Source organism: uncultured Ruegeria sp., assembly GCF_947497005.1.
Classification (GTDB): domain Bacteria; phylum Pseudomonadota; class Alphaproteobacteria; order Rhodobacterales; family Rhodobacteraceae; genus Ruegeria.
The window spans coordinates 109,733-129,227 of the sequence record NZ_CANMFF010000004.1 but is presented as its reverse complement, the minus strand read 5'-3'; the positions used below and the strand labels follow the sequence as shown (position 1 = coordinate 129,227).

Genomic DNA, 19,495 nt, shown 5'->3' with positions numbered 1-19,495 from the left:
CCAATTGTCCGGCGTCATCCGTCCAAGCGCTGCACGCTGCCGACCGCCACTTCTTTGCCCGTCCGACGGGCCGCGATCGCAGCAAAGGTCAACGCCAGCGACGCCAGGTTTCCGGCGGCCGAATTTTCCGGTTCGCTGCCCTCTTCGATCGCGACCAGAAGCTCCCCCATCGCCCCCCGGAACCCGTCATTGAACCACAGCCCCTTCAATTCCGGCCTGGCCACGCCCTCTTCGGTGGTCAGGGTCACCTGCTGGCTTCCAAGATCCGGCCCATCAGAGGTCAACATGCCCTTGGTCCCGCAGATCACGGTGCTGTCCCGCGCCCCCAGCGGCACGCCGCCGTCGAATACAAGGCTCGCCTGAGCGCCTTTTGCGCGTACCAGTGCCTGCGCCATCAACGGCACCTTGTTGACCTGACCGGCCCTTGACGTTGTCGTTGCGAAAACGCTTTCGACCCGATCACCCAGAATCGACGAGATGAAATCGAACCAGTGCACGCCAAAGTCCCAGAACACGAGGTCTTCAATATCGTCAAAGAGTGTGCCTGCGGTCCAGCCGTGGTCCCATTGCATGGTGACATGCGCCGAAATGACCTCTCCAATCAGGCCGGCGCGCACGGCGCCCCGCATCCATGCCATATGTGGCGACCAACGGCCATTCTGGTTGACGGCCAGCTTGACGTTATTCTCTCGCGCCAGATCTACCAGCCGTTCACCGTTTAAAAGGTCTTCGACAAAAGGCTTCTGGCTCAGCACATGTTTGCCTGCCTTCAGCGCGGCATCGATCACTGGTGCGCGGTGTTCGGGGTGCAGGGTCACGTCAATCACATCGATGTCAGGTGTATCGATCATGGCCTGCCAGCCGTCCAAAACCTGCGCGCGGGGATAGAATTCCGCCGCCTTCGCCTCCGCCTTGGCGCGCGTCCTGTTCCAAAGCGCGGCAACGTCCCAACCGGCCGTCCGGTATGCATCAAGATGCGCCGCTGATATCCCTCCGGTCCCGATCATCCCGATCCGGGGGCGATAGTTCTTTGGGGCAGGCGGTCGATAGGGGATGTCGGGTGCTGCGACCACTGCCGGTTCCGCCGATTTCAGCGCATAGATGTCCTGATCAACCTCTTCGGTCATGGCACCAGTGCCAAGGTGCGTTTCTGTGCAGCCGACTGGACCGCCGTGTCGACAATCCGCTGCGCGATCAGGCAAAGTTCGGCGTCAAGTGGCCCGCCCACGGCCTCTCCGCGCGTCAGGCAGCCCAGCACAAACTCGATCCCGTTCCTTGCGCCTTCGGGCAGCGGATCAACCACGACCTCTTGCCGCTCGGGTCGCGCGCGGGTCTGTACCGTGAGGTGGCTTGCGTAGTCGGGTGACGCAATCGTCCCATCCGTGCCGACAAAGGTGAACCCGCAGGTGGGTTGGGGCTGGATCGACCAGGGATCAGTGAAAGTCCCCCAGCGCGTTTCCATCTTGCTCAAACCGCGCGCATATCGGCAGACCGCAATCGCGTGCTGATCCACCTCGATCCCCGCTGTCTCGTCCGTTGTGCAGGTGACTTCAATCGGGGCTTCCCCGTTCATGTACCACGTTCCCAAGGTTGCACCGTAGCCAAGGTAGTCGAGCAGGGCGCCCCCGCCCGAGGACTTCTTGTACCACCATGAACTGGGTTTTTGCCGCTCTACTTCTTCGGGGCTGACCTCGACCTTGTCAGCCAGGTGATAGAGCGGCCCCCGATTGCCGTCGTAGAAGTGAACCTCGATCAGATTGCCGATCACTCCCTCGTCAATTAGCCGCTTGGCCGTGACATGGCTTTCGACCCAGCGCAGCGGCCAGTTGATCACCATCTGTCTGCCTGTCCCTTCCATCGCCGCAATCATGCGCCGGGCATCCTTGACCGAGGCGGCAAACGGTTTTTCAACAAAGACGTTCACGCCATGGGGGGCAAGACGTTCGGTGTAGTCGGCGTGATCCGCCGTTGCAGCACACAGAAGCGCAAGGTCGTAGGGTCCTGCCGCCATGCAGGCATCGAATTCTGTGAAAACGCGGTCTGCGGAAAGGCCAAATGCCTCAATGGCCCCTGCCATCCGTGACGGGTCGGGATCGAAAATGGCGGCGATTTCGGCGTCGGGGTGTTCGTCCACCTGCCGCAGTAGATCGCCCATATGCATGTGATCGAAACTGATCCCGACAATGCGATGTTTGGTCATTTCGCTCTCCCTACCTTGCGCCGGTGATCCTTACGTAAAGCGCAGTTACAGCCAGAATGATCAGCCCAAAGAGCGCAGTCCGTGCGCCCTCCGGCATTTGCAAAAGCGTCAGCATCGTATCGAGAACCCGCAGGATCAGCGCGCCAACGATCGCGCCCGCATAGCTACCGCGGCCTCCGAAGATCGAAGTCCCACCAATCACCGCTGCGGCCACAGAGGGCAGCAGCAGCGGGTTTGCCAGGCTCAGCGACGGCTGGCGGATGATTCCCAGATAGAGCAGCCCTGCCAGTGCCGCGATGAGACCCGAAAGCGCATAGAGCGCGATATACACCTGCCAGGACCGCACGCCCGACAGCTTGGCGGCATTTTCGTTCGAACCAAGCGCAAACAGCAGCCGTCCGAAACCAGTGTATCGCATCAGCCAGATTACAAAGACGGAGAAGGGTACAAAAAGATAAAGCCCGTTCGGCATCCCCAGCGTGCGCCCGGTTCCAAGCCAGCTCAGGAAAGTGGGAACCTCGGCCCCGGCGTTGATGACCAGCCGTTGGTATACTTGCAGGCACCCGGTCGCGATCAGTCCCGTCCCTAGCGTCATGATCAGCGGGTGAACCCGTACGATCCCGACGCCGACACCGTTCACCACACCAACCACCAGCCCTGTCGCCAGCGCAATCAGCACGGCAGGGGCCACGCCCCAGATGGAACTAAGCGTGGCGCAAACAAACGCCGCAACGGTCGCCACGATCCCAGCAGACAGGTCAATTCCTGCCGTTAGCATGGTCAACACCTGACACGCTGCAAGCATCGCCAGCGGGATCGCAAATTTGATCAGGTTGCCAACCCAGAAGGTCGAGATCAGGCCGTCCCGCCCGGACCGAATGGGCATTACGATCCCGGGGCGCAGCACTTCAAGAAGAACAACCAACGCGAAAAGAAAGAGGACCAGCGGGATCAGCGGATTGTCCCGCATCGCACGTCCCAATCGCAGCAGTGGCGGATCGGTGTCGGTTGTGCTCATTTTCGTGTCCCTCGATGCGTCAGTGCCGCGCCAAGCATGACCACGGCCACCATGATCACGCCTTCGATGATTGTCGTCACGTTTGGATCAACGGACAAGAAGGTCAGGATTGAGCGGATGATGCGCAGGATGAAGACGGCGATGATGGGGCCCAGTAGGCCGCCTTTGCCACCCCCCAGGACAACGCCGCCTAAAACGACCGCAGCCACCGACGCCAGAAGGTATGGGCCCGGCACAGGTTCTCCGATCCCCGTCAGCGCAGCCAAACTCAGCCCCCCCATGGCGCAGTAGAGGCCGCAGATTCCATAAGCAATGATCTTGGTTCGCCCAACCGGCACACCGGAGCGGAACGCAGCCGTTTCGTCAGAGCCTGTTGCGTAAATCGACAGCCCCAGCTTGGAGCGCCGCAGCGGCACCCAGACCAGGGCAATGCCCACCACAAGCACGACCAGCGCCTTGGGAAACCAGCCAATCAGGAACGACCCGCGAATGCCGGCCTCCACCCAATCCGCCGTAGCTCCGCCCGGTGTATTGAGGATCAGGAGTGCCGTGCCCTCCCAGACAAAAAGCATCGCCAGCGTTGCCACGATATCCGGCACTTTTGTCAGGACGATCAATACACCATTGATCAGCCCCATGCCCAACCCCACTGCCAAGACAATGAGGATCGCTGGCACACCCGCCATACGCTCCATCAAAACCGCCGCAGTGACAGCGCAGACCGCCATCATGGACGCAACTGACAGATCGATCCCGCCGACGATCACAACCACTGCCATGCCCGCCGTCGCAAAGGCAAAGGGCAAAGCCGCGCGAGTCAGGCTCTCGATGCCCGCCAAGCTGAACGACGGCTGCACCAATTTAGTAAGCCCGATCAAGACCAGAAACAGCACTAGCAGCCCCAGAACCCAGGCGTGTTTCCCAAGCGACGCGGTCATGCGGTGCCCTCCGCATTCATCAACCCGTAGGCGGCGCGCATGAGGGTCTGTTCATCCGCATCCGCCGCGTCAATCTCGGCCACGACCCGTCCGTTGAAGATCACGATGGCGCGGTCGCAGGCCAGTGCCACCTCTTCGAGTTCGGAGGTGTAGAACAGCACCGCCGCCCCGTTTTCAGCCAGTTCCCGCGCAAGCGGATAGATTTGCCGTTTGGTCCGCACGTCGATCCCCCGCGTCGGATCAAAAAGCAGCAGCGTTTGCACCCCAGCGGCAAGCCACCTGCCAATCGTTACCTTCTGCTGATTGCCACCTGACAATCGCTGAACCTCACCCTTGGCACGCGTGTCGATTTGCAGACGATCAATGGCATAATCTACCCGGCTGCGTTCCTTTCTAAGCCGCAGCGGCCCCCAATTCCTCACCTGTGCCGCAAAAGGCAGGGCAATGTTTTCACGCACGGACCGCTCCGCCAGAAGCGCTTCGCTCCGGTCGCCAGGAACAATTGTCAGCCCTGCCGAAATGGCATCTGCGGGGTGACCGAAATTTACCGGGGAACCGTCGACTTCGATCTGACCCGCCGTGGGCCGTTGGAAACCCGACAGAACATCGAATAATTCGTCCTGTCCTTGCCCTTCCAACGCCACCACACCCAGAACCTCGCCGGAATATAGGTCGAACGAGACATCCGTTAGTTTTGGCCCAGCCGCCAGGTCCTTTGCGCTCAGCCTTGGTGTTCCGCCCAGCACTTTCCGATCTTCGGATGATCTTTGACGCGACAGGTTAAGCGACTGACCCAGCATCAGTTCAACGGCCTTCTCCTCGACGCCCGGCTCAATTGGCAAATCCCCCACCGTCTGCCCGTCGCGCAAGACGGAAGCACGGTCACACAATTCTGAGATTTCGGTAAACCTGTGCGAGACATAGATCACGCCCATCCCGGCATTTGCGCGCTCCCGGACAACTTTCAGAACCCGCTCGACAAGATCGGTCGGCAAAGCCGCAGTCATCTCATCGAGCAACAACACATCCGGCTCCGCCGCCAGTGAACGGGCGAGGTCAAGGATGCGCAGCGTGGCAAGTGGCAGATCCGAAATCATGTCGGACAAGCGTACATCCGGCACGCCAAGTTTCTCGGTCCAGCTCTGAAATGCGGCGACTGGTGTATCGCCAAGCCGCAGATTGTCACCAACATCGAGATCGGGGATCAGTGAGGGTTCCTGATAAACCGGCACCAGCCCCGACCGACGCGCTTGCGCCGGACTGCCGACATGCGCCTCTTGCCCACGGATCATCACCTTACCCGTGTCGGGCCTGAGCGCGCCGGTGATGATCTTGACGAAAGTCGATTTTCCCGCGCCATTGGCCCCCATCAGCGCCACAACCTCACCTGCCGCAACACGCAGGTGTGCGTCGGTCAGCGCCCGGACGGCCCCGAAGCTTTTTGAGATGCCCGAGGCGTCAAGAGCAGCGATGTCGTTCATCATTTATCCTTGAGAGCGAAAGCGGCGGCCCAAACAGGCGGGCCGCCGGAATTGCGATCAGCTGTCGCCGGGACCTTCGCAGGCGATGATCTGCTCCATCGTGTAGTCGGTCCAGCCCGGGACCGTCACCGAAACCGGCCATTCCGGATCAAGGTTGGGGTTCTGCGCGGCCGTGATGGTCGCGCGGCCACCGTCCGTGGCATTTTCCCAAAGAACCGGATCAACCAACACGGTCTTTTCGGCGGGAGCTTCGCCGTTGAGAATATCAACCGCCAGGGCGATGCCTGCACCCCCCACTGAACCGGGGTTGGTCACGGCAGCGCCCTGTAGGCCATCGACCTCGGTCAGATACTGGACGAAACCTGCGTTGTCCGCACCCACAATCGGCACCAGCGGCGCACCGGATTCCGTGAACGCATCGACGATCACATTGTCGATCCCGCTGGTCCAGACGCCGTCAAATGGAATGCCGGTTGCAAGGAAATCAAACATCTGCTGCTTGCCCTGGTCCTGCTGCCAACCGGTAAAGACCTCGTGCGCAACCTTGATGTCCGGGTACTCTGCCAGGGCTCGTTTGAACCCGTTGTCCCGATCCGTATCAGCCGACACACCTGCGATTCCGCGCATGTAGACAACGTCGCCTTTGCCACCCAGCTGCTCAAACAGCCACTTGGCACCAAGATAGGCATACTGTTCCTGATTGTTGGACAGGATGTAGGCCCCTTCTGCCGTCACACCAGCGTCCACTGCGACCACGACAATGTCCTTGGCCATCGCCGCTTCGAGCGCCGAGTTCAATGCGTCAGGATTTGAAGGATTGAGGACAATCGCGTCCACGCCCGCTTCGATCAGGTTGTTGAGATCCTCAAGCTGGCCTGCGCTGTCGGTGTTCCGGTGCGCCACGATCAGGTTGCTTACATCGCCTTCGACAAGCGCCTGAGCGCGCATTGCGCAGATCATCTGCTCGCGCCAGCCGTTGCCCTGAACGGTGTTCGACACGCCGATTGTATAGCTCTTGTGGCCATCGGCGAACGCCGCCGTTGCCATCGGTATGGCCAACGCTATTGCTGCTGTCGCTGTCAGGAACTTCTTCATAGGCTTAGTCCTCCCTAGACTGGTTCGTTCTGGTTTCGTCAAAATCACCGCCCCGTCACTTGATGTACGGTTGCAGCACGTCACGCGCGAGGAGAAAGCCCCGCTTCACTTTGTCGTCCGTTCCTTCGAACAGACGATCTTCATGCTCGATAATTATCGGTCCGTCGTACCCCGCAAGATAGAGGCCCGAGAAGAAGTCGGACCAGTCCACATCGCCCAATCCGCAAAGCCGCGGTATCTGCCAGCCCATTCCTGCTGAAATGATACCGTTTTCATAAAGGCCGTCGCGGTCGATCATCAGGTCCTTAGCGTGGACATGACCCATATAGGGCCCGAATTCCTTGATGAACCGCGTCTGGTCGATGAACTGCCAGATGAGGTGCGAGGGGTCGAAATTCATACCAACATCATCGCCCCACTCCTCGAATATGCGCCGCCAGATCTTCGGGCTGTACGCAATGTTGTGACCGCCGGGCCATTCATCGTAACTGAAGATCATCGGGCAGTTTTCAAAACACAGCTTCACGCCTGCGTCTGACGCATGTTTGACGATAGGTGCAAAGATATCCTGCGCTCGCGCCCAGTTCTCATCGACATTGAGAGTCCTGTCACCGCCGACGAAGGTATTCACGACGCCGATGCCCATGCCGCCAGCGGCTGTAATCACCTTCTTGAGATGCCCGATTACCTCGTCGCGATGGCCCGTGTCGGCGTGCAACGGGTTGGGGTAATATCCCAGTCCAGAAATCTCGATCCCTTGCCCGCCGAGCATCTCGACAATGTCCTTGCCCTTTGACGCACTGAGACCATCCACGTTGATATGGCTGGTGCCAGCGTAACGCCGCTTTTCCCCACCCGAGGCGGGCCAGCAGGCAATCTCCAGCGCCGAAAACCCGGATGACTTGGCCCAGCCCGCTACTTCGCTCAGCGCCGTGTCCTCGAAAGGTGCTGTCAAAAGCCCCAACTTCATGCTGTCACCCTCATATCTCGCCCAATTGAACCCAACGGTTTTCCCGCGCAGACCTCGAAACCGCCTCGCAGAACAGCATCTCGTCATGCCCATCCACAAAAGTGGCCCAGGTCGCCCCTTCGGACCGCCCACCAGCGAGGACATCACCATAGACCGCCCGGAAGAAGTTGAAGAAACTGTCGGCAAAACCCTCCACATGTCCCGGCGGCAAGGTTGCCGCCTGTGTGCCAAGGTCGTTCATCAGAGTGAAATCACGCATCAATGTCTGGTTCGGCATATCCCGGTGCCCGATGAACAGGTGGTCCGGAGTTTCACTGTCCCAGGCCGCACTCGCCTTGGCGCCCGCGGCATCCCATTGCAGCGAATTCTTGCGTCCGATATTGATCTGGCTTGTGCTCATAATGCCCCGCGCGCCACCCTCATAGCGGATTAGGATCATCGCCGCGTCGTCGGTGTCGATCTTCACCGCCTCGGTTTCCCCAGACCCGGCAGCAAAGGTTTCGACCGGACCCAACGGTTTCTGCCGTTCGGGAATGAAGGTCGCCAGATCCGCCATCACCGCCTTGGGCCTGAGCCCGGTGACAAACCCCGTGAGGTCCACCCAATGAGTGCCGATATCCCCGACCGAGCGGAGCTCCCCGCCTTCTTCGCTGACCAGCCGCCAGTTCCAATCCGTAGGCTTGGCCAACCAGTCTTGATGGTAGCGGCCTGAGACGAACCGAATGTCCCCAAGCTCGCCATTCCGCACCATTCCGTGCGCCTGTTGGTTCAAGGGATAAAAGCGGATGTTGTAGCAAACCGCGCAGATCTTGCCCGAGGCGGCGGCCAGTTCGACCATCTCCGCACTTTCTGCCGAAGTCATCGCCAGCGGCTTTTCGCAAACCACATGCTTGCCAGCGGCCAGAATCGCTTTCACATGCAGATAATGCGCATGGTTGGGCGAGGTTACATGCACAACATCGACCGCATCATCACTTAGCAACGCATCGAGATCGGCATAGCCCTTGGCGACGCCCAGATCTCCTGCCCGCTTCGCGCTCCGCGTCGGCGACGATCCAAGCAAACCTTCGACGCGCACGCCCAGACGCCTCAGCGCCTGCAAATGCACCGTCCCGATAAAGCCGGTCCCGATCACCGCCGCGCCGATTTCGTTCAAGCCTCTCATCGCTTCGTTTCCTCAAACACCCGAATATCCCCCGTCAACCGGCAGGCAAACGCCGGTGATGAAGCCTGCCGCCCCAGAGGCCAGAAACAGCGCCGCTCCGGTGATGTCGGATGGCCGGCCCCACCGGGCCATGGGGGTCCGCGCCTCGACGCTCTGCACGAACTCTTCAGATTCTCGCGCCCGCGCCGATTGTTCTGTTACAATGAACCCCGGTGCGATGGCGTTCACCCGGATACCATCACCCGCCCAGGCAATTGACAGCGACTTTGTCAACTGCTCAATCCCGGCCTTCGACGCGCCATAGGCCGGGTTCATCGGTGAGCCGAAACGCGCATACATCGACGCGATGTTGATTACCGACCCGCTGGTGGCTGCCAGCCCGTCGTGGAATGCCTCGGCGCAGCGAAAGGACCCTGTCAAGTTGATATCGAGAACCTTCGCGAAGAAGTCCGGCACCATCTCTTCATCCCGCCGGGTGATAGCTGCGCAATTCACCAGCACATCGACCGCGCCCTGGTCCCTTGCGAATTTCCGCACCGCTTTGGTTTCCGTAACATCGATCTGCGTGTAAACAAACCGCTCCGCATCCTCGCTTGCCGGCGCCGCTTCGACCCCGGTGATCGCCACATCCGCACCCGCGTCTTGAAACGCCCGAGCTATCGCCGCCCCGATGCCACTCCGGCTTGCCCCGATGACAACAACGTGCGCGCCGGCAAAGTCAAAAGCCGCCTTGCTCATGAGCGATTCTCGGATTTCTTAATGCGATCTGTCACCTGTCCCCCAAAAGGTCATTTTCGGACCTGCAATCGATTACATATCACTCCATGGATCGTTTGAATGCTGTGTAATCGATTGCACGATGCGCGATTCCGCTATATGGAGTCAACCCACCAGCCGGATGCGACGAGGTTAGGCGATGGTCCAGAAACCCGCGACAATCCAGGATGTCGCCCGAAAGGCAAATGTGTCCACAGCGACTGTCAGCAGGGTTTTGACCTCTCCGGCACGCGTCGCACCGGAAACGCGCGAGACCGTTCTCGGCGCAATTCGTGCCACCGGTTATCGCGTGAACCTGGCTGCGCGGAACTTGCGGATGCAGCGGGCTGGTGCCGTCCTCGTGCTGATACCAGACCTGCGCATCCCGTTCTATTCCGGCCTGCTGGCCGGAATCAGCGAAGGTTTTGCTGGCTCCGAGTATGCCGTGCTGATCTCCGACACCAACACCAACCCGCTCAAGACCGAAACGCTTGCAGGCTATTTCAGTGATGGTCGCGTCGATGGTGCCATTTGCCTTGACGGCAAGATTACTCAGACCAGCCTTGATTTGTGCACTGCGCAGGGCGCCGACAAGCACATCGTTTTTCTGTGCGAATGGGCCGAAAGCACTGACTTTCCGGTGATTGCCAGCGACAATGCTGAAGGCGCGCGGCTCGCGATGCGCCACCTATTTGAGCTGGGGCACAGGCGGATTGCCCATGTCACCGGACCGGAAGGCAACGTGCTGACGACTGCCCGCCGCCAGGGCATGATGGATGAACGGACCAGCCTTGGCCTCCCCGCCAGTTCAGAGCATATTATCCGCGGCGATTTCTCGCTTGATTCCGGCCATGCGGCTGCCCGCCGGATCCTTGCAATGGCCGAGCGACCGACAGCCGTGTTCTGTTCGGCCGACATGGTGGCGTTTGGTTTGATAGCGGGTCTGGAGGCGGGCGGGCTGAAAGTACCGCACGACATTTCCGTTGTCGGCTTTGACGACATCGAAATGGCAGAATTTTCAATCCCGGCCCTGACAACAATTCGTCAAGACCGCAACGTACTGGGTCGTCGCTCTGCCGAGGCGCTTTTGCAGCGGTTGGCAAACCCTAACACGCCCCGCACCACTGAGCCGCTGGTCCCAGTGGAACTTGTCATCCGTGACAGCACCGCACCTCCACCTGCCTAAGGCGCCCCCAACGGCTGCGTTTTGCCAGCCATTTCTGCTCAATCCTCTCCCGCTCATAGAACTCTTGATGCAACCGATCTTCCGCCTCTGTCAATGCCCAGCCGAGATTGATCCCTTTGACCCGAATGCCGCCCTTCATGTACGCATGTGCCGCGTTTTTCGTGAGAGAAATGGCCACTTGAAGGGTCGGTAACTGTAGCTAAAGCGATTCGAACAGGCGAGGTCGTTCGCATCGACGATCTGATTGAGACTGACTTTTACCGCTCGGACGACCAAGTAGCAGTCATGATGGTCAAGGTCGAAGGCATTCGATCACGCGGTGCAGTTACCTTAATGCAAGGAGATCAGACCATTGGTGCCATCGCGGTAAGCCGCCGTGAGGTGCGGCCATATGCTGACTCTGACGTGCAGTTGGTTGAAGGATTCGCCAAGCACGCAGTCATTGCCATCGAAAATTGTGCTCTGCTACGACAAAGCCGCACCATTCAATTCAAAACAAATCGCTCTCTTGGAAACGTTCGCATCCCAGGCGCTGATTGCCATGTACAACACCCGGCTCTTTGAAGAAGTGCGGGCACGCACGGCCGAGGTGAATAAGCGTTGATGCGCGAACGAGCGAGCGCCAAAATCTTGCACGTCATTAACGAAGCGTCGTCCGACATCCAGCCTGTGTTTGATCTTGTCGTGCAAAAATCCGCAGAGCCTTGTGGAGTGCAGCTCTGTGTCCTGGAACGCTTTGGCAGCAAGCTCTATCATTTCTGAGCACAATACGGGTTTCCGCAGGCTACTTTAAAGGCACCGACGTCGGACTACCCAGTGGAAGCGTCCAAGTGCCATTTGGCCCCACTGTTCGTTGAAAGCTGCGAAGTCCAGCAACTAGCGGATGCGCAGGGGCTCGAATATTTCAGTCTTGAGCTTGCCCGAAAGGCTGGATATCGGCGACTGATGGCCATTCCAATCCGGGCAGAGGCGCGGTTTTGGGGCGTTGTAATTGTCGGTTGGGCAGAGGCCGGACCGCCACAGCAAAACAGCGTCGAGCTCGTTCAGGGTTTTGCCAATCAAGCCAGCATCGCCATTGAGAATGCGCGACTGTTCCGAAAGACTCGAGAACGCACTGCCGACGTCGAAGAGGCGCTGAAGTATCAGACGGCGACGTCTGAAGTGCTAGACGTCATCTCGCGCTCACCCAACGATCTTCCGCCGGTTCTGGATTCCATCCTGGAGGTTTCCTCACGTATCTTTTCCCCGGAATATGCGTTCGGATTGGGCTGCAGGCTGAACGTGCCTTTGGAGGCAATTCGATGCTGTGTGGTCAAGTCGACTTCTAGCTGCATTTTCAGATACCCACGACGCCAAGCTTCGAAACTTGGTCCTCAACGCATTCGTACGTATCGCTAAAGAGGCCGATATCGAACATCCCAACCAGGTCGCACAAGATGCGGCTCACGGCACATTCTCCATGTTGGATGGCATATGGACAGACTACTTGCTTCACCCGGATTCATTTGAACGATCAGAAGCAAAAAACAATAGATTTCGCTTTCCCGCCCAGGCAGCAAACGATATGACCTCACGAGGGTAGTGGAAGCCTTTCAGGCACGGCATATCAATCGGAAAATTCATAGGGCTGACATACCCTCATCAAACCCAGTCAACAAATTGGCAATACAAACTTACTGCTCAGGCCGCTTCGAGGTTACCCAACAAGATCGACGTCATATCAGCATTGATTACCCCATCCACAGCGACGACATCTACACCAGTCTGATAGACAACATTGTCCTTGGTAACACCGGATAAATCAGCATTGTCATCCAGAAAGACCCACTGAGGATCATGCGTTGTGGGCTGTCCAACGGCCACTTGCAGTATTACGAGCGCATCCAGAGCGTTGACAGCTCCATCCCTGTTAACGTCCGCAGCTATCAGGTTTTCCGCAGTCGCAGGACCCCAAATCGGATCAAGACCAACCGAGATTCGTAACACTTGTAATGCATCCAACGCATCGATTTCCCTACTTGCCGTAGAATAGTGTTTGATGATGTCTAATGTTCCGGGATAGGTCCCATCCGGCAAATCCAGATCGAACTGACCCTGATCGTCTGCGGTAACGGAAACCGTACCCCCTCCGTCCGGAGTGAATCTGATTTCTGCGTCCGTCAGCCCGGGATTGGCGACTTCACTGTCCACTGCGATTTGACCGGCCAAACCATCAGAGCTGCCCGGCGTTAGCCCTCCGAAGTCCCCAAAATCTACTGGAATGTGATCCGGTCCCCCAAACCCCGCACCGAAGATATCTGTACTTGTTAGCGCCCCTCCCGAAGCAGAATGAACCTGTACTATCTCGCCGCGGTACTCGATCTGAGCCCCATCCACCGTGCTGGTAAACGTCAGTTGTTGCGGTGATCGCAACATCAAGTAGTCGAACATATCCAAGCGATCTACACCTGCCTGAAAATCTGTGATTGTGCTCAGACCACTACCAGACTGCATTACGAAGATGTCGGCACCAGCCCCACCCGACATGGTCGTCGCGCCTGCCCCAGCAATCAATATATCTGCTCCGGCACCGCCTGAAAGAGTGGTGTCCAGAATACTGCCACTCAAGATGTCGTTCGACGCAGTTCCGTTCACCGTACCGAACCCTTTGCGCACCATGCCCAGATCATCTACCGGAACGCTCAGAACAGTCACTCCGGCATCCTGTTGCGAGGTCACGAGAATCTGCAACTCATCGCCCACATGCGCAACGCTAAGCGATTCGACATTCTGCAACCCACTCGCGACTGTGTCCGCGAAACTGTCCAGATGAACCAACTGGCCCTCAGGCGTCAGGGTGAACAGGCTCACCCCATCGTCGCCCCCTCCTGCAACCACAAAGACCTGCCCGTTTACATCCACGACCGCAAGATCCTGAACCGATTCGAAGCGGGTATGCAGCGTATCAAGCACATGGTCCGTCGCCTTCAGGCTTCCGTCACTGTTCAATTGAAGAACACTGAGAGAATTGCTGCCGGACCCTGCGACGACGACCCAGGATTTACCATAAGCCTCAACAGTCTCGACCGCAGTTGGGGTAGAAACACCAAGGGTTCCGAGGGCGGAACTATTGTCGATCTCGGTCAACGTAGCGGTATCGGAATCGATACGAAAAGTTGCAACAGAGTTTGTGACCGCGTCGCCGGAAATCAGGAATAGTTCCGAGCCTGCCCGCAAAGTTTGCATGGTATCGGCTTCGCCGGTGATCAGGCCCGCAAGACTGAGAGACCCGTCGGAGTTCACGTAATATGTCCCGATATTGCCTGTGTCCTCATGCGCCACAGCAACGACATCCAAAGACCCGAACGACACCTGTACAATGGCCGAGATGTCCCCGCCGCCGTTAAGAGTGCCTGTTTCCTTCAAACTGCCGATCGTTCCGTCTGCATTCACGTCATAACCTACCAGCCCCATGGCAGTGTTTACGTCGAGCACAAGCTGTTCTGTTCCTGCCAGCGTTACTGGCGTGCCGCTGCGCCCCACCAGGAAGGTGATCGTCCCGCTGTAGTATTCAGTGTCAATCAACTGCGGTAACGCGCCATCGACCAGTCTCCAAACCGCGACACCGCCGCCCTGACCGGTCACAGTGTAGAGATACGTATTCCCGTTAAGCGTTTTTAAAGCCGTATCGCCGATACCTGAATCGAGCGCCGTGCTCCCCGTTGCCACTACACTTTCGAACTGAAGCATCACAGCCATCACCTCCTACGCCACCCCTGGCAATGACAACAAGATGACCAGATGCACAGACCGAAACCAGAGCGGAATTGTGGTGAAAACGAGAAGTTCGGTTTCAGTTTAATTCAATTTTTCGGGTCCGTTCGCATCGGCAACCAATGGGAGAAACAGATGAGCAAATCGTCAAAAAGCGCATCCAACCCCTTTGGCGCGATCGCGGACATTACATGTGAGGGCAAGATGACCAAAGCACCTGAGTCCAACAATCGTCTGGAAGCTGATCCATCGGACGCGAACCGCAAGTCTCAAGTTCATAAATGGATCAATGGAAAGCTTGGTCGCTGGGCGGGACGAGGGGCGGCCGGTGGTCTTATGTCTACATTGATGGCGTTGCCTGCGTTGTCGCAGGCAACTGTAGAAGAACTTTATGCATTCCAATTTGCAGAGACAATTCCAGGTGTGCGGTCCGTCAAACTGCTGAAAAACGGGGATGTCCTTCTTAAAATGTCTGACGGCCGCACAATGATCGTCGAGGCAGAAAACGTACAGATTTTGGACAGTGGAGCAATCATGATCGCTGAGGCGGCGGTTGCTGAAATCGCGCAGTTCAGCGCGGCAGAAGCCGGTGCAGCAGTTGGTGGCTTCAGTGGCGCCGGGGCTGCACTTGGCGGGCTGGGTCTGGCCGGTGCAGCCGCCGCTGCAGGTGGTGGAGGTGGCGGTGAGAATACTCCTGAACCAGTCGTAGCCCAACCCGAACCGAGCTACCCAAGCCTCAATCTGGCGGGGCTTCAAGCCACGGCATTGAACAGCGCCGGGACCAATTCTGCGGCACCCGAAGGAACTACGATCGTTGAGGTCTCTGTAGGCTCGCTTGTCAAAACCGTAACGCCCAACGCTGACGGCAGTTGGAGCCTTTCTCTTACTGCTGCCGAAGCAAGTGGACTGCCTCAGGGCGTGTCAACTGTAACGGTTAGACATCTGGACGGTTCAGGCACGGAACTGTCAACTCAATCCATTCAGTTCGATATTGATACAATTCCACCAACCCTATCGATTACCGGGTTTTCCGACGGGGCTGTTTTGAATTCGATTGAGCAAGCAACGGATTTGACAGTCACCGGGACAACGGATGCTGAAGACGGGCAAACCGTAACTATCTCGCTGAATGGACAAAGCTATTCGGGTACGGTTTCCGGCGGGCAATGGAACGTCATTGTTCCGGCAGCAGATCTGTCGACCCTGCCTGATGGCGCGACAATTACCGTCACCGCGGATGTAACTGATGCCGCGGGAAACTCTGCCTCACAAGACAGCGCAACCATTAATACTGATTTTACTTTACCAACCGTTTCTCTGGATCCGGTGGCTGGCGGCTCGATTGAACTGATCGACGTGGCCGGCGACCTGGCTTTGACCGGCTCCACAACGGCTGAAGATGGCCAAACTATCATCGTCACGTTTGATGGGCAGGTGTACACAGGCACTGCTTCAAGTGGAAGCTGGAGTGTTGCGATCCCCAATTCCGATCTGGGTAATCTTTCCACTGGGGTGCCGGCCTCAATTGTCGTTGCCGTGGAGGACGTGTCGGGCAATCCGGCCATGCCGATCCTTGTATCGGTTCCCGTGGACTTGACCGGTCCTTCAGTATCGATATCACCACTTCCTGTCGGTTCTGTTCTGAACGCAACCGAAGCCGGATCCGATCTGATCATCAAAGGGCTGACGGCCAACGTTGAGGATGGTCAACAGGTCACCGTAAACCTAGATGGCCAGACATACACCGGAACAGTAACCGGTGGGACATGGAACGTGACCGTCCCCACCGGAGATCTGGCATCCCTGGCGGATGGTGGCAATTTCTCTGTTACCGCCGACGTTAACGATGCCAGTGGCCTGGCGGCATCGCAGGCCGACGTAACACTTTCCAAGGATGTGACCGCACCAACGCTCAGCATCGACAGCTTCTCGGACGGAGCAGTCATGAACGCAGCCGAGCGAGCAACAGATCTGACCATTTCGGGCTCTACAACTGCCGAAGACGGGCAAACCGTGACCGTCAATTTGAACGGGCAATCTTATGTCGGAACAGTCTCCGGCGGCAGTTGGAGTACTATTGTACCAGCTATTGATCTGACGAATCTTTCCGATGCAGCGACTGTGATCGTCGCAGCGGATGTCTCAGACGCCGCCGGAAACCCGGCTTCTCAGGCGAGCAGCAGCTTTTCCACCGATTTCACTCCACCCAACTTGGGGATTACAAGCATATCGGACGGGACCGTTATGAATGCATCTGAACAAGGCACGGACCTGACTGTGTCGGGAACTTCAGATGCACTGGACGGAACAGTCGTGGCGGTCGAGATTGTGCGCTCAGATGGCACTACGGACGTCACTGGAACAGCAACAGTGTCCGGCGGTATCTGGACTTATGTTACAGCTGCGGCCGATCTATCCGGCCTGCAAGACGCCGAGACTTATGACATCAATGCGTCAATCTCTGACGCAGCTGGAAATAGCAATCAAACGACAACAAGCTTTGCCACTGATTTTTCGGCACCTTTGATTGCTATCGATACATTGCCGGTCGGATCCGTTCTGGACGTGACAGAGCAAGGTACGGATCTTGCAATCTCAGGCACGACAACCGGCGAAAATGGACAAACCGTCTCGGTAACGTTTGGCGGACAAACCTACACCGGAGTTGTATCGAATGGTGTTTGGGCGGCTACCGTGCCCACCAGTGATCTTACAGCTCTTTCTGATGGAACGAACTATCCCATTTCCGCAACCGTTGACGATCTTGCTGGCAACGCTTCTGCGGTCGCGAGCAGCTCGATCAATACTGATTTTCGCCCAATTCTGACATTGAACGATATCGGAGTGAACAACGCTGTCGCTCTTGGCGACGCTCAAACGTCCGGCATTACTCTGAACGGTTCATCCGCTGGGCTATCAAACGGACAGTCGGTGGATGTCATGCTAAACGGCAGCTCGGTCGGAGCCGCAACAGTATCGGCAGACGGGTCTTGGTCATTGACTGTCGCTGCATCCGATTTTTCGGCAACTTCCGCGGGTGACGACCTTATGTTTTCAGCGCAAGCGACGGTACCAGGTGGACCAGATCCCTTGCCGATCTCCGGTCAGGCCGTTGCCCACGAACCTGCCGCTTACGTGATATCAGAGGTCGGGCGCACGGGATCTACAATCACGTTCGCTATCCACGCCGACGCAGACAGAGATATATCGGCCGGCCTGGCCATGACGGCAGAGCTCGCATTTGACTCTTCAGTTGTCACATTCGACGCCGGATCAGTTTCGGAAAACAACGCCTTCGACTTATTTCTGGCCAGCCCAGGCAATGGCGACACGATGAATTTCGGCGGAGCCGCGACCACCTTTTCTGATCTATCTCAGCCACTTGTTGCGTTCACGATGACGATCCAGGACTTTGATCAACCAATCGAGCTGACAATCCGAACATCGGATGGTGGGCCTACGACTGTTGAAATCGGTACCGTTGGTGATGACACACTCGTCGCTGCGAACACGGATACCATCACGCGCGGCGGTGGTGGCGATGATACCATTGACGTTTCCGCAGCAGGGCGGGACATCGTAATCTTTGAGGCAGATTCCACCAGCAACGGTACAGATACTGTGACCGGCTTTACAATCGGCCCCGCAGCAGACGTTACGGATGCACTGATGTTCAATGGGTTGGGCGTCAATACACTTCGCGGAGATGGCACGGGCTTTGAATTACTCTCTGTTGGAGATTCCTTGGGTGCAAATACCGGCTTTGTTGGTCTCGATACGGTTCTCACCGACCTCAACGCCAGCACGATCGAAGCCGCCGTAGAGAGTTTTGCCGGAACCCTAGCTGGGGATGAGCTTTACGTGATGGCGACCGACGGAACGAACAGCGTTTTGGTCAAGGTAGACTTCTTGGCAAATGACGATGCCAGCATCGAAACCGTGGCCATTTTCCAAGACTTGAACGATCTGAGTGGCCTAAACACAGATAATATCCTGCACACCGACCCAACTGGCGCAACGGCTTAATCCAGCCCAGCGCACAAGCAGACGATTATCAACATCATGAGGCAGTTATGGCACAGAATGGCTTAACTCCGGTCACTCGTGTACGGCATGGGCATCGGTTCTGGAGGCGGTTTACGTCGTTTGATTTCGCACGGGGCATGACAGAATGCCCCGTGGTAGAAGCCGAAATTCTTCATGCGGCGTCGAGCCTTCCGATCACTTTCCGGAAATCTGAACACGGGTACTACCCAGTGGCTGTTTTGTCCATGCAACAGGACCAGCCGACACCACTTGTATCAGAACACGGCAGATGGCTGGCAACTTATGTACCGTCCGCATTGCGTTGCGCTCCGTTCCAAACCCAACTGATTGGACCTCAGAATGATAGTGATACCGAGCTGCTTGTCGACGAAACCTCAGGCCTGATCACAGACGACCCTGAAGACGAAGTGTTCTTTGATAAAACAGGCAAACTGGCACCTGAGTTGAAAAAAGTTTGGGCGTTCTTTCGCACCTTGAACAAGTCCGTGGGAAACACAACTCTTCTATGTCGTGTTCTTGCCGACATGGGACTGTTTCATCCGCTTGCTTCTTACCAGGGTGTTGAATTTCCTTGCGGACATTTTGGCGTCGACCAGAACGCTTTGCGAAAAATTCCCTCAGCGCACATGTCTCTGCTCGCCTCGAACAAAGGCCTACGATTGATACACGCCCATCAGATTTCATTGACCCATTGTGTGTGGCTGACGCAAGCTCAAATCCGCGCCCATCAAGTAACTGGTGGTTCTCCAACTCCTACGACTTCTGGCGTTTCGGGGTTTCTGGACGCATTGGTTACAGCGCAACAGAAAGAAAATACCATGGACCATTGCTGGCAGGAGGGTCACCATGCGCTCCTGTAAAGCAATAGTGTGTTGGGGCGCACTTG

The 19,495-nt window shown here is 57.4% G+C and carries 15 protein-coding genes and 1 pseudogene; 6 read left to right on the top strand and 10 right to left on the bottom strand.

The features are described 5' to 3' along the window. Positions 1–14: 14 nt before the first annotated feature. The 9 genes from Q0816_RS07315 to Q0816_RS07275 are packed head-to-tail and all read right to left on the bottom strand — an operon-like array spanning position 15 to position 9,605. Entirely contained in the window at positions 15–1,127 is a 1,113-nt protein-coding gene (locus tag Q0816_RS07315; RefSeq protein ID WP_298849087.1) for a Gfo/Idh/MocA family oxidoreductase, read from the bottom strand. Beyond that, entirely contained in the window at positions 1,124–2,200 is a 1,077-nt protein-coding gene (locus Q0816_RS07310) for a Gfo/Idh/MocA family oxidoreductase (RefSeq protein ID WP_298849086.1), read from the bottom strand. Before Q0816_RS07310 ends, Q0816_RS07315 begins: the two co-directional genes overlap by 4 nt. Positions 2,201–2,210: 10 nt before the next feature. Then, positions 2,211–3,218, bottom strand: a complete 1,008-nt coding sequence (locus tag Q0816_RS07305; protein WP_298849085.1) for an ABC transporter permease — start codon at positions 3,216–3,218, stop codon at positions 2,211–2,213. Further along, positions 3,215–4,156, bottom strand: coding sequence for an ABC transporter permease (locus tag Q0816_RS07300; protein WP_298849084.1), 942 nt, complete (start codon positions 4,154–4,156; stop codon positions 3,215–3,217). The genes Q0816_RS07305 and Q0816_RS07300 overlap by 4 nt, the downstream gene beginning before the upstream one ends. Continuing rightward, complete coding sequence (locus Q0816_RS07295; protein WP_298849083.1) at positions 4,153–5,637, bottom strand: sugar ABC transporter ATP-binding protein; 1,485 nt, start codon at positions 5,635–5,637, stop codon at positions 4,153–4,155. The genes Q0816_RS07300 and Q0816_RS07295 overlap by 4 nt, the downstream gene beginning before the upstream one ends. A 57-nt stretch (positions 5,638–5,694) precedes the next feature. After that, complete coding sequence (locus tag Q0816_RS07290; protein WP_298849082.1) at positions 5,695–6,732, bottom strand: ABC transporter substrate-binding protein; 1,038 nt, start codon at positions 6,730–6,732, stop codon at positions 5,695–5,697. A gap of 55 nt (positions 6,733–6,787) precedes the next feature. Further along, on the bottom strand, positions 6,788–7,702 hold the full coding sequence (locus tag Q0816_RS07285; protein WP_298849081.1) for a sugar phosphate isomerase/epimerase: 915 nt from the start codon (positions 7,700–7,702) through the stop codon (positions 6,788–6,790). Positions 7,703–7,712: 10 nt separating this feature from the next. Then, positions 7,713–8,867 carry a Gfo/Idh/MocA family oxidoreductase gene (locus Q0816_RS07280; RefSeq protein ID WP_298849080.1) on the bottom strand — a complete coding sequence of 385 codons (1,155 nt, stop codon included), beginning with the start codon at positions 8,865–8,867 and terminating at the stop codon, positions 7,713–7,715. Positions 8,868–8,879: 12 nt separating this feature from the next. Further along, positions 8,880–9,605 (bottom strand): SDR family NAD(P)-dependent oxidoreductase, encoded by a 726-nt coding sequence (locus tag Q0816_RS07275; RefSeq protein WP_298849079.1) that lies wholly within the window; start codon positions 9,603–9,605, stop codon positions 8,880–8,882. A gap of 178 nt (positions 9,606–9,783) precedes the next feature. Here Q0816_RS07275 and Q0816_RS07270 point away from each other — a divergent pair, with 178 nt between their 5' ends. From Q0816_RS07270 to Q0816_RS07260, 4 genes and pseudogenes are all read left to right on the top strand, one after another. Further along, complete coding sequence (locus Q0816_RS07270) at positions 9,784–10,809, top strand: LacI family DNA-binding transcriptional regulator (RefSeq protein ID WP_298849078.1); 1,026 nt, start codon at positions 9,784–9,786, stop codon at positions 10,807–10,809. Positions 10,810–11,016: 207 nt separating this feature from the next. After that, positions 11,017–11,205, top strand: a pseudogene (locus Q0816_RS26005) (hypothetical protein); the annotation flags it as partial. Further along, positions 11,201–11,413 (top strand): GAF domain-containing protein, encoded by a 213-nt coding sequence (locus Q0816_RS07265; RefSeq protein WP_298849077.1) that lies wholly within the window; start codon positions 11,201–11,203, stop codon positions 11,411–11,413. The pseudogene Q0816_RS26005 and the gene Q0816_RS07265, both read left to right, overlap by 5 nt. Positions 11,414–11,625: 212 nt before the next feature. Continuing rightward, entirely contained in the window at positions 11,626–12,207 is a 582-nt protein-coding gene (locus Q0816_RS07260; protein ID WP_298849076.1) for a GAF domain-containing protein, read from the top strand. A gap of 282 nt (positions 12,208–12,489) precedes the next feature. Here Q0816_RS07260 and Q0816_RS07255 read toward each other — a convergent pair whose 3' ends face one another. Further along, positions 12,490–14,547 carry a dockerin type I domain-containing protein gene (locus tag Q0816_RS07255; protein ID WP_298849075.1) on the bottom strand — a complete coding sequence of 686 codons (2,058 nt, stop codon included), beginning with the start codon at positions 14,545–14,547 and terminating at the stop codon, positions 12,490–12,492. A gap of 150 nt (positions 14,548–14,697) precedes the next feature. Here Q0816_RS07255 and Q0816_RS07250 point away from each other — a divergent pair, with 150 nt between their 5' ends. Together Q0816_RS07250 and Q0816_RS07245 are read left to right on the top strand one after the other, a co-directional pair. Continuing rightward, a complete protein-coding gene (locus Q0816_RS07250; protein WP_298849074.1) occupies positions 14,698–18,588 on the top strand; it encodes an Ig-like domain-containing protein in 3,891 nt (1,296 codons plus the stop codon). Positions 18,589–18,635: 47 nt separating this feature from the next. Beyond that, positions 18,636–19,469, top strand: a complete 834-nt coding sequence (locus Q0816_RS07245; protein WP_298849073.1) for a SapC family protein — start codon at positions 18,636–18,638, stop codon at positions 19,467–19,469. The last annotated feature ends 26 nt before the right edge of the window (positions 19,470–19,495 follow it).